Annotated in this window: 21 protein-coding genes and 2 other annotated features; of the genes, 17 read left to right on the forward strand and 4 right to left on the reverse strand. The window is 36.6% G+C overall.

Annotated elements, in window-relative coordinates:
• Positions 1-11: 11 nt before the first annotated feature.
• From pheT to JFT89_RS25480, 4 genes are all read left to right on the forward strand, one after another.
• Positions 12-2,432 carry a phenylalanine--tRNA ligase subunit beta gene (gene pheT / locus JFT89_RS25465; RefSeq protein WP_002067434.1) on the forward strand — a complete coding sequence of 807 codons (2,421 nt, stop codon included), beginning with the start codon at positions 12-14 and terminating at the stop codon, positions 2,430-2,432.
• 180 nt (positions 2,433-2,612) lie between these two features.
• Positions 2,613-2,864, forward strand: a binding site (T-box leader).
• A gap of 52 nt (positions 2,865-2,916) precedes the next feature.
• Positions 2,917-4,308 carry an asparagine--tRNA ligase gene (asnS, locus tag JFT89_RS25470; RefSeq protein WP_002015453.1) on the forward strand — a complete coding sequence of 464 codons (1,392 nt, stop codon included), beginning with the start codon at positions 2,917-2,919 and terminating at the stop codon, positions 4,306-4,308.
• Between the two features lie 130 nt (positions 4,309-4,438).
• A complete protein-coding gene (locus JFT89_RS25475) occupies positions 4,439-5,341 on the forward strand; it encodes an SDR family oxidoreductase (RefSeq protein WP_201040890.1) in 903 nt (300 codons plus the stop codon).
• Between the two features lie 82 nt (positions 5,342-5,423).
• Positions 5,424-5,558 carry a YuzL family protein gene (locus JFT89_RS25480; RefSeq protein ID WP_002112167.1) on the forward strand — a complete coding sequence of 45 codons (135 nt, stop codon included), beginning with the start codon at positions 5,424-5,426 and terminating at the stop codon, positions 5,556-5,558.
• 42 nt (positions 5,559-5,600) lie between these two features.
• On the opposite strand, the gene JFT89_RS25485 is transcribed toward JFT89_RS25480, so the two are convergent.
• The 3 genes from JFT89_RS25485 to rnhC all read right to left on the reverse strand — a co-directional run bounded on the left by JFT89_RS25485 (position 5,601) and on the right by rnhC (position 7,193).
• A complete protein-coding gene (locus tag JFT89_RS25485) occupies positions 5,601-5,852 on the reverse strand; it encodes a hypothetical protein (protein ID WP_016096029.1) in 252 nt (83 codons plus the stop codon).
• A 13-nt stretch (positions 5,853-5,865) separates the two neighbouring features.
• Positions 5,866-6,135, reverse strand: a complete 270-nt coding sequence (locus JFT89_RS25490) for a hypothetical protein (RefSeq protein ID WP_080116917.1) — start codon at positions 6,133-6,135, stop codon at positions 5,866-5,868.
• Positions 6,136-6,257: 122 nt separating this feature from the next.
• Positions 6,258-7,193 carry a ribonuclease HIII gene (gene rnhC, locus JFT89_RS25495; RefSeq protein ID WP_016096030.1) on the reverse strand — a complete coding sequence of 312 codons (936 nt, stop codon included), beginning with the start codon at positions 7,191-7,193 and terminating at the stop codon, positions 6,258-6,260.
• 123 nt (positions 7,194-7,316) lie between these two features.
• Between rnhC and zapA the strand changes: the two genes are divergently transcribed.
• From zapA to srtB, 13 genes are all read left to right on the forward strand, one after another.
• Entirely contained in the window at positions 7,317-7,586 is a 270-nt protein-coding gene (gene zapA, locus JFT89_RS25500; RefSeq protein WP_002112165.1) for a cell division protein ZapA, read from the forward strand.
• 2 nt (positions 7,587-7,588) lie between these two features.
• Positions 7,589-8,128 carry a CvpA family protein gene (locus JFT89_RS25505; RefSeq protein ID WP_002015450.1) on the forward strand — a complete coding sequence of 180 codons (540 nt, stop codon included), beginning with the start codon at positions 7,589-7,591 and terminating at the stop codon, positions 8,126-8,128.
• A gap of 55 nt (positions 8,129-8,183) precedes the next feature.
• Entirely contained in the window at positions 8,184-9,902 is a 1,719-nt protein-coding gene (gene polX / locus JFT89_RS25510) for a DNA polymerase/3'-5' exonuclease PolX (protein WP_016096031.1), read from the forward strand.
• A 19-nt stretch (positions 9,903-9,921) separates the two neighbouring features.
• Positions 9,922-12,282 carry an endonuclease MutS2 gene (locus JFT89_RS25515; RefSeq protein ID WP_002067444.1) on the forward strand — a complete coding sequence of 787 codons (2,361 nt, stop codon included), beginning with the start codon at positions 9,922-9,924 and terminating at the stop codon, positions 12,280-12,282.
• Between the two features lie 196 nt (positions 12,283-12,478).
• The gene (locus JFT89_RS25520) at positions 12,479-13,168 is read left to right on the forward strand and encodes a 23S rRNA pseudouridine(2604) synthase RluF (protein WP_016096033.1); all 690 of its coding nucleotides are present in this window, start codon (positions 12,479-12,481) and stop codon (positions 13,166-13,168) included.
• Positions 13,169-13,275: 107 nt separating this feature from the next.
• Positions 13,276-13,527: a binding site (T-box leader), on the forward strand.
• Positions 13,528-13,640: 113 nt separating this feature from the next.
• Positions 13,641-14,966: a branched-chain amino acid transport system II carrier protein BrnQ6 gene (gene brnQ6 / locus JFT89_RS25525; protein ID WP_016096034.1), complete on the forward strand. Its 1,326-nt coding sequence runs from the start codon at positions 13,641-13,643 to the stop codon at positions 14,964-14,966.
• Between the two features lie 460 nt (positions 14,967-15,426).
• Positions 15,427-16,137 (forward strand): heme uptake protein IsdC, encoded by a 711-nt coding sequence (gene isdC, locus JFT89_RS25530; protein WP_016092398.1) that lies wholly within the window; start codon positions 15,427-15,429, stop codon positions 16,135-16,137.
• Between the two features lie 23 nt (positions 16,138-16,160).
• The gene (locus tag JFT89_RS25535; RefSeq protein WP_002067448.1) at positions 16,161-16,619 is read left to right on the forward strand and encodes an NEAT domain-containing protein; all 459 of its coding nucleotides are present in this window, start codon (positions 16,161-16,163) and stop codon (positions 16,617-16,619) included.
• A 32-nt stretch (positions 16,620-16,651) separates the two neighbouring features.
• A complete protein-coding gene (locus JFT89_RS25540; RefSeq protein ID WP_201040892.1) occupies positions 16,652-19,945 on the forward strand; it encodes an NEAT domain-containing protein in 3,294 nt (1,097 codons plus the stop codon).
• 75 nt (positions 19,946-20,020) lie between these two features.
• Entirely contained in the window at positions 20,021-20,896 is an 876-nt protein-coding gene (gene isdE, locus JFT89_RS25545; protein ID WP_016096038.1) for a heme ABC transporter substrate-binding protein IsdE, read from the forward strand.
• 27 nt (positions 20,897-20,923) lie between these two features.
• A complete protein-coding gene (locus JFT89_RS25550; RefSeq protein ID WP_016096039.1) occupies positions 20,924-21,907 on the forward strand; it encodes a FecCD family ABC transporter permease in 984 nt (327 codons plus the stop codon).
• Positions 21,897-22,667, forward strand: a complete 771-nt coding sequence (locus tag JFT89_RS25555) for an ABC transporter ATP-binding protein (protein WP_002088890.1) — start codon at positions 21,897-21,899, stop codon at positions 22,665-22,667. The genes JFT89_RS25550 and JFT89_RS25555 overlap by 11 nt, the downstream gene beginning before the upstream one ends.
• A 31-nt stretch (positions 22,668-22,698) precedes the next feature.
• Positions 22,699-23,463 carry a class B sortase gene (srtB, locus tag JFT89_RS25560; protein WP_016096040.1) on the forward strand — a complete coding sequence of 255 codons (765 nt, stop codon included), beginning with the start codon at positions 22,699-22,701 and terminating at the stop codon, positions 23,461-23,463.
• Positions 23,464-23,532: 69 nt separating this feature from the next.
• Here srtB and isdG read toward each other — a convergent pair whose 3' ends face one another.
• Positions 23,533-23,856, reverse strand: a complete 324-nt coding sequence (isdG, locus tag JFT89_RS25565; RefSeq protein WP_002015426.1) for a heme oxygenase — start codon at positions 23,854-23,856, stop codon at positions 23,533-23,535.
• Positions 23,857-23,919 lie beyond the last annotated feature (63 nt).

Here is a 23,919-nt window from a genome sequence, read left to right on the forward strand (position 1 = left end):
AGAGGATAAATATGTTCGTATCATATCGTTGGTTACAAGAGTATGTAGATATTAAAGATGTAACAGCACAAGAACTAGCAGACAAAATCACGAAAAGTGGTATTGAAGTAGAAGGTGTTGAATTATTAAATAAAGGTGTAAAAGGTGTTGTAGTTGGTCACGTATTAGAATGTGAAAAACACCCAGAAGCTGATAAATTAAACAAATGCTTAATCGATATCGGTGAAGAAGAGCCGGTTCAAATTATTTGTGGAGCTGCTAATATTGCAAAAGGTTTAAAAGTACCAGTTGCAAAAGTTGGCGCTGTACTTCCTGGTAACTTCAAAATTAAAAAAGCAAAACTACGCGGGGAAGCTTCTCATGGTATGGTTTGTGCTCTTCAAGAGCTTGGTATTGATGGGAAATTCGTTGCGAAAGAATATGCAGACGGTATCTTCATCTTCCCAAGTGATGCTGAAGTTGGTGCAGATGCACTTGAAATTTTAAATTTACATGATGAAGTACTTGAGCTTGGTTTAACACCAAACCGTGCAGATTGCTTAAACATGTTAGGTGTTGCATATGAAGTAGCTGCTATTTACGGCCGTGAAGTAAAACTTCCAGCTATCAACTTACAAGAATCAGCAGAAAAAACAGCTGATTACATTTCTGTAAGTGTAGAAGCAAAAGAAGAAAACCCGTTATACATTGCAAAAATGGTGAAGAACGTAAAGATTGGTCCATCACCAATGTGGATGCAAACTCGTCTTATGGCAGCTGGCATTCGTCCAATTAGTAATGTAGTTGATATTACAAACTACATTTTAATGGAATACGGTCAACCGTTACATGCATTCGATTACGATAAATTAGGTTCAAAAGAAATCGTTGTTCGTCTTGCAAAAGAAGGCGAAAAGATTCAAACATTAGATGCTCAAGAACGTACGTTACAAAGCCACCACCTTGTTATTACAAACGGTGAAAAAGCGTTAGCTGTTGCTGGTGTAATGGGCGGAGCGGATTCTGAAGTTGATAGCGAGACAGTAAACGTTCTAATTGAGTCTGCATACTTTGCAGGTCAAACAGTGCGTCGTACATCAAAAGACTTAGGCCTTCGTAGCGAATCAAGTGCACGTTTTGAAAAAGGAATCGACCCAACACGTACATTTGAAGCAATTCAACATGCAGCTGCTTTAATGGCAAAATACGCTGGTGGAGAAGCGCTTGAAGGTGTAGTAGAAGCTGATAACTTACAAGTACAAGAACGTACAGTATCTGTTACAGCTGAAAAAGTAAACCGTGTATTAGGTACAGATATTTCTGCGAGTGAAATGGGTACAATGTTCACAAACTTAAAATTCCCATTCACAGAAGTAGAAGGAACATTCCATGTAAATGTACCAGCACGTCGTCCTGACATTACAATTTCAGAAGACTTAGTAGAAGAAGTAGGTCGTCTGTATGGTTATGATCACATTCCAGTTACATTACCATCTGGAACAATGACACGTGGTAAATTAACATCAGCACAAACGAAACGTCGTAAAGTACGCCGCTTCCTAGAAGGTGCTGGTTTATATGAAGCAATCACGTATTCATTAACAAGCGCTGACAAAGCGAAACAATATATGGTTGAGCCAAACGAAAAAGCTCCTGTAAATCTTGCACTTCCAATGAGTGAAGAGCGTAGCCAACTTCGTTTAAGCTTAGTGCCACAATTGTTAGAAGCAGTTTCATACAATGTTGCACGTAAAAACGATAGCGTTGCATTATATGAAGTAGGTTCTATCTTCTTACCAACAGAAGCAGGAGAACTTCCGAAAGAAGAACAACATCTTGCAGGTGTTATGACAGGTCTTGCTCTTCACCATGCATGGCAAGGTGAGAAGAAAGTTGTAGACTTCTTCGTTGTTAAAGGTGTATTAGAAGGATTATTCGACGTACTTGGCGTTGCAAACCAAATCACTTATGCACCAGCAAAACGTGAAGGTATGCATCCAGGCCGTACAGCTGACATCGTATTAGATGGTGAAGCAATCGGATTCATCGGTCAATTGCACCCCGAAACAGAAAAACAATTAGATGTGAAAAATACATTCGTATTCGAATTATCTCTTGCAAAAGTATTCGGTGCAGACGCTGAGGAAACTTACTACTTAGCAATTCCACGTTTCCCATCTATGACACGTGATATGGCTGTTGTAGTAACAACAGAAACAAAAGCTGGTGAAATGAAGCAAGTAATTGCTGAAGCTGGCGGAGAACTTCTGAAAGACGTAGCACTATTCGACTTATACGAAGGTGAAAAAATGGAAGAAGGCAAGAAATCACTTGCATTCTCTATGAACTACTTCGATGCAGAACGTACATTAACAGACGAAGAAGTAACAGAAGCACATAACCGTGTATTAACAGCGGTAGAAGAGAAATTTGGTGCGGAGTTACGTAAGTAATAAAAACAGCTGCCGGAATTTTTCCGGCAGTTTTTTTATATATCGCCGTTTCAACAAGATATATCGACTTATCGACAGAGAACGACAAAATTATTCTGTTATTAGACGAGGTGTTAACCAGTTGATATACACCTTGCATCTTTCCCTCGAATGTAGTACATTAATTTTAGTTTAACAAAACGAAAGACGATGATAAGGAAAAGTAGTATATACTATAATCCAAAGCGAGTCAGGGGCGGTGAGAGCCTGATGAGGCGGTATATGTGAAGAACACCTTGGAGTTGCTAACCGAAATTGAAACTTGTATTCAAGAGTAGACTTAGACGGGAATCCGGCCTGTTACAAACCGGGAAGTATGTATTACATACGAGTTAAAGTTGGTCTTTATGACAAATTGGGTGGTACCGCGAAGTTTAACCTTTCGTCCCTTTATGGATGAAAGGTTTTTTTGTATTTAAATATATCAGCAAAGGAGAATTTCACTATGGAAAACACATTAGTAAAAAGTCTGTATAGAGATACAGAAAAGTATGCAGATCAAACAGTACAAGTATCAGGGTGGATTCGTAACTTACGTGATTCAAAAGCATTTGGTTTCATCGAATTAAACGACGGTAGCTTCTTCAAAGGCGTTCAAATCGTTTTCGATACAGAATTAGAGAACTTCAAAGAAATTGCAAAACTTCCACTTAGCTCTTCAGTTAAAGTAGAAGGTAAAGTAATTGCAACGCCTGGAGCGAAGCAACCATTTGAAATTAAAGCAGAAAAAATTGATATCGAGGGCTTATCAGACTCTGATTATCCACTTCAAAAGAAGCGTCATACGTTTGAATACTTACGTACAATCGCTCACTTACGTCCAAGAACAAATGCATTCTCTGCAACGTTCCGTGTACGTTCTATCGCAGCATTTGCGATTCACCAGTTCTTCCAAGAGCGTGGATTTGTACATGTTCACACACCGATTATCACTGGTAGTGATACAGAAGGTGCAGGCGAAATGTTCCGCGTAACAACGCAAGATTTAAACAACGTACCTAAAGGTGAAGACGGACAAGTTGATGAATCAAAAGACTTCTTCGGTAAAGAAACAAACTTAACAGTAAGTGGACAGCTGAACGCTGAAGCTTATGCATTAGCATTCCGTGATGTGTACACATTCGGACCTACATTCCGTGCAGAAAACTCAAACACAACTCGCCATGCAGCTGAGTTCTGGATGGTTGAGCCTGAGATTGCATTTGCTGAATTAGGCGATGTAATGGATCTTACAGAAGATATGCTGAAATATGCAATGAAATACGTACTAGAGCATGCACCAGAAGAAATGGACTTCTTCAACAGCTTCGTTGATAAAACAGTTCTAGAGCGCATGAACAACGTAATCAACTCTGACTTCGGTCGCATCACTTATACAGAAGCAATTAAAGTACTTCAAGAATCAGGTGCTGAATTCAAATACCCAGTAGAATGGGGTATTGACTTACAAACAGAGCACGAAAGATACTTATCAGAAGAAATCTTCAAACGCCCTGTATTCGTAACTGACTATCCGAAAGACATTAAAGCATTCTACATGCGTATGAACGAAGATGGTAAAACAGTAGCAGCTACTGACCTTCTAGTTCCTGGCATCGGCGAATTAATCGGCGGAAGTCAACGTGAAGAAAGAATGGACGTTTTAGTAGACAGAATTAAAGAATTAGGTATGAACGAAGAGGACTACTGGTGGTACTTAGAACTTAGAAAATACGGCGGTACAAAACACGCTGGATTCGGTCTAGGTTTCGAGCGCTTCCTGATGTACATCACTGGTATGGCTAACATCCGTGACGTAATTCCATTCCCAAGAACTCCAGGTTCTTCTGAGTTTTAAGATGAAAAAAGCGAGAGCAATTGCTCTCGCTTTTTTTGTTTGGAAAAATGTTGTTCATAGGTTCGTTCGTATCTCACATATAGTAAAACGAATGAAATATTTATGGGCAAGGGAAAGGGGTTTTGGCTCGATGGGGGAGATTACAAGTCATACAAAGTGGACACTGCAGGACAAGTATGTGGTGATTACTGGTGCAACAAGTGGTATTGGATTAGCGGCAGCTAAGGCATTTGCAGAGCGCGGTGCCAAACTAGGAATCATTGCACGTAACGAGGAAAAAGCGAATGCTGCTATTGCTCAAATTAAGGATGTAACGAATGGGGATGTGATGATAGATCTATTTTTAGCTGATATGGCTTCCAAACAATCTATACGCCGGGTAGCTACTGATATTTTAGAAAGGTGTCCGAGAATAGATATATTAGTGAATAATGCTGGTGCTTTATTTCAAACAAGGCAGCTTACAGAGGACGATTTGGAGATGACTTGGGCGGTTAACCATTTAGGTCCATTCCTAATCACTAATTTGCTGTTGGAGCGTTTAAAAGAAAGTGCTCCTGCTCGTGTTATCACCACCGCATCTCACGGTCACAAAATGGCTAAAAAGGGAATTGATTTCGGTGATTTAGATGCAGAACAACTTTATCGTGGTGTTAAGAAATTCATGGGTGGTCCTACAATGCGTTATGCTCAATCAAAACTAGCAAATATTTTATTTACCGCTGAATTGGCAAAGCGGTTGGAGGGGACGGGTGTTAGTGCATACAGCTTCGATCCAGGGCTAGTGGCTACGAATTTCAACCAGGACAATGGTCTAGTTGCTCGCTTAACTATGGCAGCAATGAAACCTTTCTCTCGTACGCCTGAGGAAGGTGCTGAAACTTTAGTATGGCTAGCGGAATCAACTGGAGTTACTGAACAGAGTGGCTGTTACTATACCGACAAGCAAGTGGGGAAAACATCTGAAGCCGCTTTGGATAAGGATGTCGCAAAACGTCTATGGGACATTAGTGAAAAACAGACAGGAGGATAAAAGAGTAGCCAGTATATGTTCAGATGGTTATGTTGAATAGTTTTTTACCCTTAAGTGAAAAGTAATCTTGGGGGTGATTGTAATGAGTAAGAAAGTGAAAACAGACCATTCTAGATCAAGCTTAGGTTCTCCGGAAGTGGAAGGACAAGGAACGACTACGCATGAAACGGGTTCTTATAAAGTACCTTCATCAAATAAGAAGCAGAAGCGAAGTTAACACAAAAAGGAGAGTCTTGGCGGCTCTCCTTTTTTATATGTATTACATCTTGTTGTTATGAATCTCTTGTGTAATCTTATCCACGTCTTTGTCTAATCGACCTAAATAGAAAAACCACAGTAAGCTTATAAACACGTAATAGATGGCCATCACACAAAGATTATCAGATATATTTTCGAATGTAGATTTGGAAGTGAAAAAAGCTCCCCAAATGGTGGAGATAATGAGGTAAGAAAGCGGGCCTACGAGGTGTACGAAAACATATAATAACTTTTTAACCTTTTCAGAGTTCATATGAATTCTCTCCTTATTTAAACAATCCTCTTCTTCTAATCATAAATTCAAGTTCCTCATAGAAGTGTTGTAGTTTTGCGGGATTGTGTATTAACAAGAGAGCATCGTGTTTCCCGATAAACTTTCGAATCCGAAAGTTTAATAAGAAAGATCGGCCATAGCACTCTATTAAATCGTTGAACACTGGTTGTTCACTTAGTAGCTGAATGTTTTCTCTAATTTCGAACTGTCTTTCGTGTGGATCACCTAGTAAAATATTTAGAATCATTTGTAGAAGTAGCAATGGGAACTCATATGTTTGAAAAATATGTATATTTTAATTATAACAAAAATACACAGGTGATAGTAGAGTGGACTAAAGTGAAACAAAAAACAGGAGTTTGTAGGCTCCTGTTTTTGTCGATACTATTTTAATAAGCGAAACGCTTTCTCTGTATTAGCAAAATGCACTTTCACAAACTCAGGTAGTCTTTCTTTACCGACTTTTTGAATTAATTTAGCAGCGGCAATATCAACTTGTTTACCAGCACCTTTTGGAAGTGGCATGCCAGCTTTTTTGCTTAGTTCATCAAATTGTTTTACGAATGAGTAACGAGCTAAAATGGAAGCGGCGGCTACTGCTAAATGGACACTTTCTCCTTTTGTAGCGAAGTAAACATTTTCACGCTGTACCTGTTTTTGTTTCGCTAAATATTTATAGTATGTATCAGGCTGTGTAAATTGGTCGATTAGGATGCCTTCTGGTTTTGTAGGGGCGATTTTTGCCAATAAGTTTGTGATGGCTTTGTTATGCAGTAAAGCTTTTAGTTTACCTTGGTTGTTTCCTTTATCAAATAGCTCGTTATATTTTTCATTATGAAGAACGAGGGAGCTGTAAGGAACAACGTGAAGGAGTTGTTTGGCAATCTCAGCAATTTGAGCATCATTTAAGTTTTTGGAGTCTTTTACACCGAGTTCTTTTAAAAGTGGAATTTGCTTCGCATCCACATATACAGCAACAACTGTCATCGGTCCGAAGTAATCACCAGTACCTACTTCATCGGACCCTAAAATCGACATTGTACCAATAGAAGAAGGTGGTGCATATTGATGCGAATTGACCGATTTTTTTACAGCGGATTTTGGTGTTTGAGAGACAGTTTGCCAACGAGAAGCCTCTGCTTCAGCACGTCCACCTTGAAACATCACTTTCCCTGATTTATAAGCTGTAATTGTGCAAGATGGAACCTTTGCCATAAAGATACCGCCTTGCGGAATTTTGGGGCTAAGTGCTTGTTTGTATTGTTGTTTCATGTCTTCAATTACTGTAGAACTTGTTTGTATTACGATAGAATTTGACAAAATGGTCGCTCCTTTTTTATGTTGTTATTTTTATCATATCGGATTGTTCTTTCTGTTTCCATATTATGATGGTTCATGGTATGATAAACTTTAGGATTCTGTACGTGATTGGAGGCCGGTGAGTTGTCACAACAAAAGGGAAATAAAAGTCGAATTAATGTAGAAATATATGGCCAACAGTATTCAGTTGTTGGCGATGAAAGTACAAGTCATATCCGCATGGTAGCAGCGATTGTGGATGATAAAATGCGCGAACTCAATGCCAAGAATCCTTCGCTTGATACGAGTAGACTAGCGGTATTGACGGCGGTAAACGTCATACACGATTACATAAAATTAAAAGAAGAACATGAGAAGTTGAAAGAAAGTATGACACAAAAAGGAATTGAATAAACATGATTGATATTATTATCATTTTATTGCTTGTTATGGGATTCTTCCTCGGTTTACGCAGAGGATTTATTTTGCAACTTGTAAAGTTAACAAGCTTTATTATCGCATACCTCGTTGCATACTGGTATTGTAAAGATTTAGCGCCAGCACTTGCGAAAATTATTCCGTATCCATTTGATAAGAATGTTTCTGTTCCAGAATGGATAGATGCGAATAATATTGAGGGTGTCTTCTATCAAGCAATTGCGTTTATCGTATTATTTATTATTACAAAAATCGCACTTTCACTACTTGGTAATTTACTGAATATGTTTGCAGAAATCCCAGTTTTAAAGCAAGTCAATGCGGTTGCTGGGGCACTTCTTGGCTTTTTAGAAGTGTATATCATTCTGTTTGTCTTAATTATTGTTGGATCAATTCTTCCAATTGAACAAATACAAACACCATTACAAAAATCATCAATTAGCAAAATAATTGTAGACGATACACCGATTCTTTCTGAAAAGGTGAAGGAACTATGGCAGACAGGTAGCAGAGTGTAACTTCTCTTTTTTCGGAAAGAGAAGTTTTTTTCTATGAAAGAAAGGCGGGGCAATGATGAAAGTGAATAAAAAACAAGTTATCAAATTACTAGAGACAATCGGCCTGTTTATGGAACTAAAGGGCGCGAATCCATTTAAAATATCTGCATTCCGTAAAGCGGCGGCAGCACTAGAAAGCGACGATCGCAGTCTTTCTGAAATTGAAGATTTCACAAAGATTCCAGGTATCGGAAAAGGAACGGCAGCAGTTATTCAAGAATATATAGAATCGGGAACATCTGAAGTACTACAAGAACTTGAAAAAGAAGTACCAAGCAGTTTATTACCACTATTAAAACTACCAGGACTTGGTGGTAAGAAGGTGGCCAAGTTATACAAAGAACTTGGTGTTGTTGATATGGAAACGTTAAAAGCTGTTTGTGAAGAAAATAAAGTGCAAGCTTTAGCTGGATTCGGTAAGAAAACAGAAGAGAAAATATTAGAAGCAATTGATCAAGTAGGCTCTCGTCCAGAGCGTTTACCAATTGCGATGGTATTGCCTATTGCCGGGGAAATAGAGGAGAAATTGTCGAATGTTGCTGAAATAATTCGTTTCTCACGCGCTGGTAGTTTACGCCGTGTTCGTGAGACAGTGAAGGACTTAGATTTCATCATTGCAACGACAGAGCCAGCAGTAGTGCGTGAACATTTACTACAATTTGATAATATGATTGAAGTGATTGCAAGTGGAGATACGAAAGTATCTGTTCGTCTTCAATATGAATATGATATTTCAATTGACTTCCGCTTAGTAAAACCAGAAGAATTTATTACAACTCTTCACCATTTCACAGGATCAAAAGACCATAACGTAAAAATGCGCCAAATTGCGAAAGATAGAGGCGAGAAAATTAGTGAATACGGTGTGGAAATCTTAGAGACAGGTGAAGTGAAAACATTCGAAACAGAAGAAGCATTCTTCGCCCACCTTGGCCTTCCATTCATCCCACCAGAAGTGCGTGAAGATGGAAAAGAAATTGAATTAATTAAAGAGTATCCGAACTTAATTCAGTTCTCTGATATACAGGGTGATTTACATATGCATACAACGTGGAGTGACGGTGCTTTTTCAATTGAAGAAATGGTGCAAGCGTGCCGCGCTCGTGGATATAAATTTATGGCAATTACTGATCACTCGCAATACTTGAAAGTAGCAAACGGTTTAACGAAAGAGCGTCTTCGTGAACAAGCGAAAGAAATTGAACGTATGAATGAAAAGTATCCAGACATTACAATTTTGCGCGGGATTGAAATGGACATTTTACCAGATGCGACACTTGATTTTGACGATGAAGTATTAGCAGAACTAGATTATGTCATTGGAGCTATTCACTCTAGCTTCTCACAAGACCGTGAAACGATTATGAAGCGTCTTCGCACTGCACTTGAGAATAAGCATGTCACAATGATTGCCCATCCGACAGGACGTCTTCTTGGGCGCCGTGAGGGTTACGATGTAGATACAGATTTATTAATCCAGCTCGCAAAAGAAACAAATACAGTTTTAGAATTAAATGCAAATCCAAACCGTCTAGATTTAAGCGCGAAATTATTAAAACAAGCACAAGATGCTGGTGTAAAAGTAGCGATTAATACGGATGCCCATACACTTGAAATGTTAGAAGATATGGAAACAGGTGTAGCAGCAGCGCGTAAAGGTTGGATTCAAAAAGATAACGTGATTAACACATGGGATATTGAACGTTTATTAGACTATATTAAACGTAATAAGTAATACAGGGGGGACCTGCAACATGTTAGAACGAACGTTGCGTGTATTAGAATACAATAAAGTAAAAGAACAATTACTTGAACATACAGCATCTTCACTTGGTCGTGATAAAGTGAAGAATTTAGTGCCAAGCACAGATTTTGAAGAAATTGTGGAATTGCAAGAAACAACGGATGAGGCAGCGAAAGTCATCCGTTTAAAAGGACATGTACCACTTGGAGGGATTTCTGATATTCGTTCAAATATTAAGCGTGCGAAAATTGGAAGTATGTTAAGTCCTCATGAATTAATTGAAATCGCAAGTACGATGTACGGTAGTCGCCAAATGAAACGTTTCATTGACGATATGATTGACAACGGTGTTGAGCTTCCAATTTTAGAAACACATGTCGCGCAAATTGTGTCTTTATATGATTTAGAAAAGAAGATTACAAATTGTATTGGTGACGGCGGTGAAGTAGTCGATAGCGCAAGTGACAAATTGCGTGGTATTCGTAATCAAATTCGTACTGCGGAAAGCCGTATTCGTGAGAAATTAGAAAACATGACGCGTTCTTCAAACGCGCAAAAAATGTTATCAGATGCAATTGTAACGATTCGTAACGAACGCTACGTAATCCCGGTAAAACAAGAATACCGCGGCGTATATGGTGGTATTGTTCACGATCAATCTGCTTCTGGACAAACATTATTTATCGAACCGCAAGTAATCGTGGAATTAAATAACGCACTTCAAGAAGCACGTGTGAAAGAAAAACAAGAAGTAGAACGCATTTTAATGATGTTAACGGAAGAAGTAGCAGTGGAAGCTGATATCGTTTTATCAAACGTAGAAGTAGTTGCAAATCTTGATTTTATTTTTGCGAAAGCTCTTTATGCGAAGCGAATTAAAGCGACGAAGCCAATCGTAAATAATGAACGCTACATGGATTTAAAACAAGCACGCCATCCGCTTATTGATCCGGAAATTATCGTGCCAAATAACATTATGCTTGGTAAAGACTTTACAACAATTGTTATTACAGGACCGAATACAGGTGGTAAAACAGTTACATTGAAAACAGTCGGTATTTGTGTCTTAATGGCGCAATCTGGTCTTCATATTCCAGTAATGGACGAATCAGAGATTTGTGTATTTAAAAATATTTTTGCTGATATCGGTGATGAGCAATCGATTGAACAAAATTTAAGTACATTCTCTTCTCATATGGTAAACATTGTAGATATTTTAGAAAAAGCTGATTTTGAAAGTTTAGTCCTATTTGATGAATTAGGTGCTGGGACAGATCCGCAAGAAGGGGCTGCACTAGCGATTTCTATTTTAGATGAAGTATGTAACCGTGGTGCTCGCGTTGTTGCAACGACGCATTACCCAGAATTAAAAGCATATGGATACAATCGTGAGCAAGTTATTAATGCGAGCGTTGAGTTCGATGTGAATACATTAAGCCCAACGTACAAATTATTAATCGGTGTACCAGGACGTAGTAACGCCTTTGAAATTTCGAAGCGTCTTGGTTTGTCTGATCGCGTTATTGATCGCGCTCGTAACCATATTAGTACAGATACGAACAAAATTGAAAATATGATTGCAAAGCTAGAAGAAAGCCAAAAAAATGCAGAGCGCGAACGAAAAGAAGCGGAAGAGCACCGTAAGCAATCTGAAAAACTTCATCGTGAATTACAGCGTCAAATTATTGAATTTAACGATGAGCGCGATGAAAAATTATTAAAAGCGCAAAAAGAAGGGGAAGAAAAAGTCGAAGCTGCAAAGAAAGAAGCAGAAGGCATTATTCATGAACTTCGTCAATTGCGTAAAGCACAGCTTGTAAATGTGAAAGACCATGAGCTTATTGAAGCGAAGAGCCGTCTAGAAGGGGCAGCGCCAGAGCTTGTGAAGAAACAAAAAGTAAATGTGAAAAATACAGCACCGAAACAACAATTACGATCAGGTGATGAAGTAAAAGTGTTAACGTTCGGTCAAAAAGGTCAATTGCTTGAAAAAGTAAGTGATACAGAGTGGAGCGTACAAATTGGTATTCTGAAGATGAAAGTGAAAGAATCCAATATGGAATACATTAATACACCGAAGCAAACTGAGAAAAAAGCAGTCGCAAGTGTGAAGGGTAGAGATTATCACGTGTCGTTAGAGCTAGACCTTCGCGGCGAACGTTATGAAGATGCAATGATGCGCGTTGAAAAATATTTAGATGATGCACAGCTTGCAAGCTATCCTCGTGTATCAATTATTCACGGTAAAGGAACAGGAGCGCTTCGCCAAGGTGTACAAGATTACTTGAAGAAACATCGCGGCGTGAAAACCTACCGCTACGGTGACATGGGCGAGGGAGGCCTAGGCGTAACAGTTGTCGAATTAAAATAGCAAACAACCAAACAAAAGGGGAAACCATTATATGTTTATGGACAAACTTGCAAAAGTATTGTTAGCTTGTTGCGGAATATTTTTGGTAATTGGGGTTATTTATTTAGTTGTTTTTGCGAAGTAAAGGAGCGTCAATCTTGGCATAATGATATTGCCATGGATTGACGCTTTTAATCTATAAGAAAAGGAACAAAACATGAAAATCAACCAATACATAAGCGAAGCAAAGTCCTGCTCAAGGCGCGAAACAGACCGTCTCATTAAAGCAGGACGCGTGGCTATTAACGGTGAAATATGTACGCACGGTACACGCGTCCGCGATGGTGATATTGTAACGATTAATGGGCAGGTTATTGAAAAAGAAGAGAAAGAAAAGGTGTATATTGCCTTCCATAAACCAGTCGGAATTACTTGTACAGCAGCTGATCATATTGAAGATAATATTATTGATTATATCAATTACCCAGAGCGAATCTTTCCTGTTGGACGATTAGATAAAGCGTCGGAAGGACTTATTCTATTAACGAATGACGGCACGATTGCGAATCAAATTTTACACGGAGATCATGAGCATGAGAAAGAATATGTTGTCACTGTTGATAAGCCGTTTACAGATTGGTTTATTGATGAGATGTCTGGTGGAGTGAAAATTAAAGATGGAATGACGAAGCCATGTAAAGTGACGAGAATCGATCAGTCTACATTTCGGGTCGTTTTAACACAAGGAATGAACAGACAAATTCGTAGAATGAGTCGTGCTTTCGGGTTTACTGTAACAAAGCTAAAGCGAGTGCGCATTATGAATATAGAGCTAAATGAGCTTGAAGCTGGAAAATGGCGAGACATTACACCTAAGGAATTAGAAATATTAACAGGGCAGTTATAGGGAGGAAAGTTTTCTCACTATATTTTTTTGTCAGAAAAAATAAAACTATTGATTTTTTAAAAAATAGCCCATATAATAAAAAACAACAAGTTTCGACAAGATATTTTATAAAAGTAATGATGAGGACATGAGTTGTTTTTGACGATTCTCAGAGAGGGAAGCCTTAGGCTGTGAGCTTCCTAATACGGAAAGACAAACTTACCACCTCTAAACTTCAAGAGTGAACTGCATGATGCATTGTAATTCTTGGCGGATAAAACCGTTATCAATTTACACGAGCTATAAAATGAGCTTATTTCGTTATAAATTCATTTTATTAGAATAAGGGTGGAACCACGATTTCAACACTCGTCCCTTTGTTAGGGACGGGTGTTTTTTGCGTTCTTTTACGGGGAAGTATGCTTGAAAGAGGATATGTGACGGATTTTAATTCAGAATATTTTGTCAATAAAATAATTAGGAGGTAGTAGAAATGAAGTCATCTTTAAAGTTTTCTGAGATGTTTGCAATAAGTTTAATGTTATTTGCACTATTTTTCGGTGCAGGTAATATGATTTTCCCACCAGCGTTAGGGCAAGGTGCTGGAACAGATGTATGGATCGCGTTGTTTGGCTTTATCGTAACAGGTGTAGGATTGCCTTTATTAGGGGTAATTGTTATAGCTTTAAAGGGAGATATTAATGAATTAGCAGGACGTGTACATCCTGTATTCGCGCTAATTTTCATTACTGCAATTTATTTATGTTTAGGCGTATTTGTTAGTGTGCCACGTACAGGGACTGTTGCTTATGAAATGAGCATTGCACCGTTTTTACCAAGTGAAATAGCTGGTCAATCATATCCACTTGTTATCTTTACACTTATTTACTTTGCAGTAACGTTCTATTTAGCTTTAAACCCATCGAAATTAGTGGGACGCATCGGTAAAGTGTTAACTCCAATTTTATTAGCTGTTATTGCAATTATCGTAGCGAAAGCAATTATTACTCCAATGGGAGAGTTTGGTGCACCGACAGAAGCGTATAGTGCCCCGCTCTTTAAAGGTTTTATTGATGGATATTTAACTTTAGATGGACTTGCAGCACTTGTTTTCGGGAATGTTGTCATTAATGCTTTAAAAGCAAAAGGTATTACAAATAAGAACAGTATTGCGAAAGTAACAATCTTTGCAGGATTTATTGCAGCACTTGGTTTACTATTAGTTTACTTAGCACTTGCTTACCTTGGAGCTTCTAGTGTGTCACTTGGAATGGGAGCAAACGGGGGAATTATTTTAACAAATGTCGTGAATTATTTATTTGGTAGCTACGGAACATTATTACTTGGCATCGCAATTACAGCAGCATGTTTAACAACTTCTGTCGGTATTGTTGCAGCTTGTGGAGAATATTTCTCTTCCTTATTACCAAAGCTTTCTTATCAAAAAGTTGTTTTCATTTTCTCTGTATTAGCATTTATGGTAGCGAATCTTGGTTTAACTCAGTTAAACGCATTAGCATTACCAATCTTAATCGCAATTTATCCAATTGGGATCGTACTTATTGTATTGTCACTCGTTGAAAACTATGTTCGTCTTCCATTATCGATGTATGTAGGCGGTATTGTAGGCGCATTTGCAATTAGCTTCTTTGATGGATTGCATAATGCCAATCTTCAAGTAGCGGCCCTTGCTCCTATTTTAGATAAAATTCCATTATATAGTGTAGGGATTGGTTGGCTAGTTCCGGGTATCATTGGAATTGCAATTGGATATGTAGTTTCTTTATTTCAAAAGCAAGAAATTGCTGTAGAAAAATAAGGGAAAGAGGCTTTCTTTAAAAGAAAGCCTCTTTTTTTGTAGAAAAATTATATATAGAAGAATTCAGATATTAAAAATTTTATACGTAATATAGTTGACAAAAAAATTACCAGTAGGCTAAGATTGACTTAGTTGTGGAAATATTGGAAGGGAAGAGGTTTTCTATGACTATATCATTTTTGTAAGAAGAGGTGATAAAACGATAGAATTAGGCGGTTTATTTTTTTTGAAATTCGTTGAGAATGATAATCAATAAAATGATGAAAGAGTTTTATGTTTATTCTTATAGGAAAAATTGGTGGGATTATTTTTTTGTCTATCAATGAGAATGATAATCAATATATTTCTAACTACATAGTGTTACTCGTTATAAAATAGAGATAGAAAGATTATTTTTTTCTTATATATTGAGAATAATTATCATTTTCAAAAAAAGAAAAACAAGGAGGCAGTAAGGTAAATGAGAAAGTTTTCGGTATTACCCGCTTTTATTATGACATTCGTATGTATGCTAGCTTTTCTCGTAGTGCCATTCGGACAAGCTTCGGCAAATGTAGCTGACGGTACTTACGATATTAACTATGTTATACAAAAAGCAGAAAATGATTCAGCTTCAATGGCAAATGATTATTTTGAAAAACCAGCTAAGTTAATTGTAAAAAATGGTGAGATGAGAGTGCAAATTCCGATGAATCATAGTGCTTGGATTACAGAATTTAAAGCACCAGAGAACGGAAACTTTGTTGATGCAAAAGTTGTTAGTAAAGATGAATCTGCAGATAAAAGAACTGTAGAGTTTAAAATAGACGACTTATCTAAACCAGCAGCTGCAAAAATTCATGTTGTTGTACCGAATGTGAATTATGACCATAATTACACAATTCGCTTTGCGTTTGATGCAAATGTAAAAGCAGTAGGTGGAGAGAATAAGGCAACTGCTGCAACAAAAAATGAAGATCAAACTCAAAAAAATACACAAGTAAAAGAAGAAGTGAAGAAAGAAGAGAGCAAAGAAACAAACAAAGATGTAAATAAAGGAACAAATGAAAGTGGGAAAGCTGAAAAAACAGATAACCCAAAAACAAGTGATGAAGCACGTATCGGATTATTTGCAGCATTACTTCTTATTTCAGGTGTTTTCTTAATTCGTAAAGTGAAGTTAGGTAAATAAATCTTTGGAAGGGCGATGAATATATGTTTAAACAATTTAAAATGATTATTGCCGTATTTGCTGTCTTATTTACGTTTATAGCAACACTAGGGTTACAAGATGCAAAAGCTGCTACACAACTAGCTGATGGAAAATATAATATTGCTTTTACTGTATGGAAAGGCGATAAAGATGAATCATCTAGAATGAATAGTTATTTTGAAAGTCCAGCAACATTAACAGTTAAAAATGGAAAACAATACGTTTCATTGAAAGTGAAAGATAGTGTTTCTATTAAAAGTTTCCAAGTAGAAAAAGATGGTCAATTTTTAGAAACAACAGTCTTAAGTGAAAACAAAAAAGAGAATACTAGAGTAGTAGAATTTGAAGTTGCTGACTTGTCAGAAAAACTAAAAGGAAAGGTGAAAATTAACATCCCAATTATTAATTATAACGCTTCATATGATATTCGTTTTGTATTTGATGGGAACAGCATTAAATAATTGGAAATTTTTAAAAAAGGAGAGTTATTCTATTGAACAGGTATTTTAAAATTGTTGTTGCAATGTTTCTAACGATTTTCACATTCGTATCAACGCTACAACCACTTGCAGTTCAAGCTGCTAGTCAACTAGCTGACGGTGAATACTCAATCGGTTTCAAAGTTCTTAAAGACACATCAGATGAAGAATCCATGATGAATCAATACTCTGTAAGTCCAGGAACTTTAAAAGTAAAGAATGGGAAAAAGAAAGTATCCTTTACGTTAGAACATAGTTCATGGATTACAAAGTTTGAAACGGAAAAAAGTGGTCAGTTTGTTGCGACAAATGTAATTAGTGAAGATCAAGAAAAAGATACAAGAGTCGTAGAATTTGATGTGGACGATGTAGAGAGGGTATTAAATGCGAAAGTAAAAGTAGACATTGACTTTTTAAATTATCATCATGACTATGATGTGCGTATTGCATTTGATCAAAATAGTATTACACCGATTCATGTAGAACAACCAAATGAAAAAGAGGACCCAGCTAATAAGCCAGATCCAAATGAAAATCCGGATCCGAGTCAGAAGCCCGACCAAAAGCCTGACCCAGATCAACAACCAAATTCTAACACAATTAAAGATGGAGAGTACAGCATTCCATTTAAAGTGTTAAAAGATCAAACAGATGAAGAATCTAAGATGAATACTTACATGGTAAATCCAGGGGTATTAAAAGTAGAAAACGGTAAGAAAAAAGCAATTGTAACGTTAAAAAATAGCTCATTAATTAAAAATTTCCAAACGGAAAAAGATGGCGCATTTGCTGATGCAAAAGTAGTGAGTGAAGATAAAGAAAAAGATACAAGAGTAGTAGAATTTGAAGTAGATGATTTATCTAAAAAACTAAATACAAAAGTATTTATTGAAGTGGCATCACAAGGTTACAAGCAAACACATAATGTACAACTTTTATTTGAACAAGATAAACTTGAACAAATTAAAAATGAAGAGAAACAACCGGATGGAGATAAAAAGCCGGAAGTAGAAAAACCAGATACTGAATTAATTAAAGATGGAGAGTACAGCATTCCATTTAAAGTGTTAAAAGATCAAACAGATGAAGAATCTAAGATGAATACTTACATGGTAAATCCAGGGGTATTAAAAGTAGAAAATGGTAAGAAAAAAGCAATTGTAACACTAAAAAGTAGCTCATTAATTAAAAATTTCCAAACGGAAAAAGATGGTGCATTTGTTGATGCAAAAGTAGTGAGTGAAGATAAAGAAAAAGATACAAGAGTAGTAGAGTTTGAAGTAAACGATTTATCTAAAAAACTAAATACAAAAGTATTTATCGAAATGGCATCAAGAAACTATAAGCAAACACATGATGTGCAACTTTTATTTGAACAAGATAAGCTTGAACAAATTAAAAATGAAGAGAAACCAGAAGTAGAAAAACCAGAAGTAGAGAAACCGGAAGTAGAAAAACCAGATGGAAATAAAAATCCAGATGCTGAAACAATTAAAGATGGTGAATACAGTATCAATTTCAAAGCTTTAAAAGATCAAACAGAAGAAATTTCAATGATGAACACTTATACAAAGAGTCCAGGCGTGTTAAAAGTGAAAGATGGTAAAAAATATGTATCATTCACATTAACGAATAGCGCTTGGATTACAAAGTTTGAATTTGATAAAAATGGTTCGTTTGTTGATGCGAGTGTATTGAGTGAAGATACGAAAGCTGATACGCGTGTAGTGGAAGTGGAAGTAGCAGATTTATCGAAAAAATTAAACGCAAAAGTAAAAGTCGATATCGATTCAATGAATTATCATCATTTCTATGATATTCAATTTGCATTTGATAAAGATAGCATTAAACCGTTAGATAACCAAGGCGGAAACGACAACCAAGGCGGAAACGACAACCAAGGCGGAAACGACAACCAAGGCGGAAACGACAACCAAGGCGGAAACGACAACCAAGGCGGAAACGACAACCAAGGCGGAAACGACAACCAAGGCGGAAATGATAACCAAGGTGGAAACAACAACCAAGGCGGAAACAACAACCAAGGCGGAAACGACAACCAAGGCGGAAACAACAACCAAGGCGGAAATGATAACCAAGGTGGAAACAACAACCAAGGTGGAAACGACAACCAAGGCAATAATACAACAATTGATCCAAACGCTCTTAAAGACGGTGAATACAGCATTGGCTTTAAAGTATTAAAAGATCAAACAGATGAAATATCAATGATGAATACATACACAAAAAGCCCAGGTGTATTGAAAGTAAAAGATGGTAAGAAATATGTATCGTTTACATTAACAAATAGTACATGGATTACAAAGTTTGATTTTGAGAAGAATGGCTCGTTCGTTAATGCAAAAGTATTAAGTGAAAATAAAGAGCAAAATACAAGAGTAGTAGAAGTAGAAGTAAATGATTTGTCTAAAAAATTAAATGCAAAAGTAAAAGTAGATATTGATTCAATGAATTATCACCATTTCTACGATGTTCAATTTGTATTTGATCAAGATAGTATCAAAGCTTTAGGGAACCAAGGTGGAAACGACAACCAAGGCGGAAACGATAACCAAGGTGGAAACGACAACCAAGGTGGAAACGATAACCAAGGCGGAAATGACAATCAAGGTGGAAATAATACACCGAAAGTAATAGTTGATCCGAAAAATTTAGTAGATGGTCAATATGATATTACATTTAAAGTGTTAAAAGACAAAACAGAAGAACTTTCAAAGATGCATGACTATACTGTAAATCCAGCAAAATTAATCGTTAAAGATGGTAAAAAGTACATTGAGATGACGCTGAAAAATAGTGCGTGGATTACGAAATTCCAAACAGAAAACAATAGTCTTTTTGCTGATGCAAAAGTAGTAAGTGAAGATAAAAATGCAAATACGCGAGTAGTACAATTTGAAGTAGAAGATTTATTTGAAAAATTAAATGCAAAAGTGAAAGTAGACATTGATGAGATGAACTACCACCACTTCTACGATGTACAAATTCAATTTGATACAAATAATATCGGCGCGGTAGGAACTATTAAAGAGGATCCAAAAAAAGATCCAAAAAATGATCTGAAAAATCCAGTGACTACACCGAAAGTAGATAATGTAAAAACAGTAGGTACTCCTGATTTTAACCGAAATGCAGATGATAAGAAGAAAAAAGAAGATACAAAGAATGATTCGAAAAAAGAGAAAAACTCAAAAACAGCAGATACAGCACAACTTGGTTTATACATGGTGCTACTGCTCGGTTCACTTGCTTTACTAGTTCGAAAATATAGAGCAGGTAGATTGTAATTTTTGGAGTCTTGATGCATGTTTGCATGCATCAAGACTTGTTTCATATTGTTTGGAAAGGAGTGGTGATTAAGAGTGAAGAAAATTGTAAGTGTACTAATGGCTATCATTTTATTAGTGAGTATAGCTGGATGCCAGACGCCCAAAAAAGAAACAGCGAAGCAGGTAAAGAGTGAGGGTAAAGAGAGGATTGTCGCAACGACAGTTGCTGTTACTGAAATTATGGATGCGTTAGAAGTAGATTTAATTGGTGTACCAACAAGTACTAAAGATTTACCAAAGAGATATAAAGGTTTACCTGAAGTTGGGAATCCAATGAGTCCTGATATGGAAAAGGTAAAATCATTAAAGCCGTCAGAAGTATTATCCGTGACAACACTTGAATACGAATTAAAGCCAGTTTTTGATGGTGTAGGTATGAAAGCAAACTTTTTAGATCTAACAAGTTTAAAAAATATGCAAAATTCCATTAGTAATTTAGGTAGGCAATATGGACGTGAAAAGCAGGCTGAAGCAGTTGTAACTAAGTTAGATAACAAGGTTGCAGAGATTCAAAAAGCAGTAAAGGGAAAGAAAGAACCGACAGTGCTTATTTTATTAGGTGTACCGGGGAGTTATTTAGTAGCAACAGAGCATTCTTATATTGGAGATTTAGTGAAACAATTAGGTGGTAAAAACATTGTACAAGGTGAACAAGTAGAGTATTTAGCTTCTAATACAGAGTATTTAAAAAAAGCTGATCCAGACATTATTTTACGAGCGGCACATGGTATGCCTGATGAAGTTGTAAAAATGTTTGATAAAGAATTTAAAACAAATGATATTTGGAAACACTTCGCTGCAGTTAAAAATAATCGTGTTTACGATTTAGAAGAGCGTTTATTTGGAACGACAGGAAATTTAGCAGCGACTGAAGCGCTAGATGAATTGAAAAAAATGATGTATCCGTGATGCATTTTAATATAAAGGAAGATTAGCATGAATAAAAAATTTTGGAGTTTCTTCATTGTTACTGTATTGCTTATTGTTATGACATCATTGTCAGCAACGAAAGGAAGTTTAGAAGTAGGTATTGTTGAGCTTGTACAAGGAATATTTACAGGGGGAAATGAAGATGTTGAAGTGATTAAAGATTTACGTTTCCCACGTATTATTATTGCACTATTTACTGGAGCAGCTCTTGCTGTTTCGGGTGTGCTTTTTCAAGCTGTTATGAAAAACCCACTCGCTGATGCTGGGGTAATCGGGATATCTTCAGGAGCAAGTTTTATGACACTTGTTATTATTACGCTATTCCCGCAATTCTTTTTCTGGACGCCGGTATTCGCTTTTCTAGGTGGTGCGTTTGCGTGTTATCTCGTTTATTCGTTTTCATGGAAGTCAGGATTAAGTCCGCTTCGCATTATTTTAATTGGTATTGCCATTAATGCGATGTTCACTGGATTAAATGAATCGTTCATTACGATTTGTGGATACTTCATTAAGAGTATTAAGCAAACGACGACTTCTAATATAACGATGAAGACGTGGGGCGATGTAGAAATAATGGTTACTTATGGAACAATTGGTCTTATTCTTGCACTGTTTGTCGGAGCTTGGTGTAACTTATTATCTCTACAAGATAAGACAGCAAAAAACTTAGGCTTGCACGTTACGAGAGTTCGTCTTATTATTTCTGCTATTGCAGTACTCTTAGCGGCAGTATCAACAGCAATTGCAGGTGTTATCGCTTTCGTAGGATTACTCGTTCCGCACATTTCAAGACAACTAGTTGGTTCAGACCATAAAGCATTAATTCCATTTTCTGCTCTTGCAGGGGCGTTATTAATTTTGACGGCGGATACGATTGGAAGGTTAATTGTGCCACCTAACGAAATTCCAGCAGCGACGATTATGGCAGTTATTGGTGGCCCATTCTTAATATTCTTGCTTAGAAAGAGTGATAAAGTTCATGGAAATTAAAAATGTAACCTTTTCGTACGATAATGTAACGGATCGATTAAAGTCCGTTAGTAGTGAAATAGAGATTGGTAAAATTACAACAATTATTGGACCAAACGGTTGCGGGAAATCAACATTACTTGGTGTGATGTCAAGAAATCACGATCCTCGTAGTGGAGAGGTAATACTTGATGGGAAGGCAATTAGCCAATATAAACCGAAAGAGTTTGCTAGAAAGTTAGCCGTTGTCCATCAACAAAATGAAGCACCGGCAGATATGACGGTAGAGAAATTAACAAGCTTTGGCCGTATGCCTCATAAAAATATATTTTCTTCGCAAACTGATGAAGATAGAGAAGCAATAGAAAGGGCTTTAGCATGTACGAATTTGCTAAGTAAACGTGATAAGGAAATTCATGCTTTATCTGGTGGAGAAAGACAGCGTGTTTGGATTGCCATGACGTTAGCTCAGAAGACGCCAATGCTCTTTTTAGATGAACCGACAACATATTTAGATATTTATTATCAACTTGAAATATTAGAGTTAGTAAAAGAATTAAATGAAGCACAAGGATTGACAATCGTTATGGTATTACACGATATTAATCAGGCGATTCGCTATAGTGATCATATCATTGTTATGAAAGACGGTGAAATTGTTACAAAAGGCAAGCCGAATGATGTTGTGACAGAAAGTATGATAAAGACGATATACGGTGTAGATGTCGTTGTAAAGCAAGATGAAGATACAGGATTGTATATGGTCCCAATGGGTATTTAAACATGCGAACAATCCGTTTTGAGGTGATAATTTGAGTAGCAAAAAAGAAAGGAAGAAGAATTCTTTTTTTCAACGAATACTTACAGTTGTTTTTTTAGGTACCTTTTTCTATTCAGTATATGAATTAGGTGATATTTTCATGGATTACTATGAAAATCGTAAAGTAATGGCCGAAGCACAAAACATTTATGAAAAAAGTCCGATGGAAGAGCAATCACAAGACGGGGAAGTACGTAAACAGTTCAAAGTTCTGCAGCAAATTAACCCAGAAATAGTTGGATGGATTACGATGGATAATACACAAATTAATTATCCAATCGTTCAAGCAAAAGACAATGATTACTATTTATTTCGAAATTATAAAGGTGAAGATATGAGAGCAGGAAGTATTTTTATGGACTATCGTAATGATGTGAAATCTCAAAATCGAAATACTATTTTATATGGTCACCGTATGAAAGATGGTTCTATGTTTGGAAGTTTAAAGAAAATGTTGGATGAAGATTTCTTCATGTCGCATCGTAAATTATATTACGATACATTATTTGAAGGATATGATCTTGAAGTGTTTTCGGTGTATACAACAACAACTGATTTTTATTACATTGAAACGGATTTTAGTAGTGATACGGAATACACATCATTTTTGGAGAAAATTCAAGAAAAATCGCTGTACAAAACGGATACAAAAGTGACAGAAAGTGATCAAATCGTAACACTTTCGACGTGTGACTATGCACTTGATCCAGAAGCGGGAAGATTAGTAGTACATGCGAAACTAGTAAAAAGACATTAAATAAAAAAAGTATAGAATATGAGAAGTGGTAACACTCTTCATATTCTATACTTTAAAAAAGAAATATGCTTACTGTGCTGCAGCCATTGGCATACGTACAACTTTTACATCATAGTAAGCAATTTTATTATCAAGAATATAGTCTGGCATCCCGCCTTGATGTGAGTGAGCATCTTTAAATGCTGAGCTCTTTGTCCAACCTTGGAAATCTTCTTTTGCATTCCAGCGAGTGCTAATTGTTACTTCATCATAATCAACTGTATTTTGCGTTAAAAGAACTTCTAATCCTAAAAATCCTGACATTGTTTCGACTTTACCTACTTTATTAAAACGCTCAATTAATTTATGGCCATTTCCCTTTGTAATTTTAGTTGTATTTGTAACAATAATCATGTTTATTCCTCCTATAAATGTAGCCTTTATTTTCAAGAACTCATATACATTAAATGATAATGA

The sequence above is a fragment of the Bacillus sp. TH25 genome, assembly GCF_016650935.1.
Lineage (GTDB): Bacteria > Bacillota > Bacilli > Bacillales > Bacillaceae_G > Bacillus_A > Bacillus_A mycoides.

Bases quoted from the DNA above. Each gene is read 5' to 3' on its own strand.
- JFT89_RS25475 (WP_201040890.1), top strand. From the start codon at position 4,439: ATGGGGGAGATTACAAGTCATACAAAGTGGACACTGCAGGACAAGTAT.
- polX (WP_016096031.1), top strand. From the start codon at position 8,184: ATGAAAGTGAATAAAAAACAAGTTATCAAATTACTAGAGACAATCGGC.
- pheT (WP_002067434.1), top strand. From the start codon at position 12: ATGTTCGTATCATATCGTTGGTTACAAGAGTATGTAGATATTAAAGAT.
- isdG (WP_002015426.1), bottom strand. From the start codon at position 23,856: ATGATTATTGTTACAAATACAACTAAAATTACAAAGGGAAATGGCCAT.
- brnQ6 (WP_016096034.1), top strand. From the start codon at position 13,641: ATGAAGTCATCTTTAAAGTTTTCTGAGATGTTTGCAATAAGTTTAATG.
- JFT89_RS25520 (WP_016096033.1), top strand. From the start codon at position 12,479: ATGAAAATCAACCAATACATAAGCGAAGCAAAGTCCTGCTCAAGGCGC.
- JFT89_RS25515 (WP_002067444.1), top strand. From the start codon at position 9,922: ATGTTAGAACGAACGTTGCGTGTATTAGAATACAATAAAGTAAAAGAA.
- JFT89_RS25480 (WP_002112167.1), top strand. From the start codon at position 5,424: ATGAGTAAGAAAGTGAAAACAGACCATTCTAGATCAAGCTTAGGTTCT.
- JFT89_RS25505 (WP_002015450.1), top strand. From the start codon at position 7,589: ATGATTGATATTATTATCATTTTATTGCTTGTTATGGGATTCTTCCTC.
- isdC (WP_016092398.1), top strand. From the start codon at position 15,427: ATGAGAAAGTTTTCGGTATTACCCGCTTTTATTATGACATTCGTATGT.
- JFT89_RS25550 (WP_016096039.1), top strand. From the start codon at position 20,924: ATGAATAAAAAATTTTGGAGTTTCTTCATTGTTACTGTATTGCTTATT.
- JFT89_RS25535 (WP_002067448.1), top strand. From the start codon at position 16,161: ATGTTTAAACAATTTAAAATGATTATTGCCGTATTTGCTGTCTTATTT.
- JFT89_RS25485 (WP_016096029.1), bottom strand. From the start codon at position 5,852: ATGAACTCTGAAAAGGTTAAAAAGTTATTATATGTTTTCGTACACCTC.
- JFT89_RS25555 (WP_002088890.1), top strand. From the start codon at position 21,897: ATGGAAATTAAAAATGTAACCTTTTCGTACGATAATGTAACGGATCGA.
- asnS (WP_002015453.1), top strand. From the start codon at position 2,917: ATGGAAAACACATTAGTAAAAAGTCTGTATAGAGATACAGAAAAGTAT.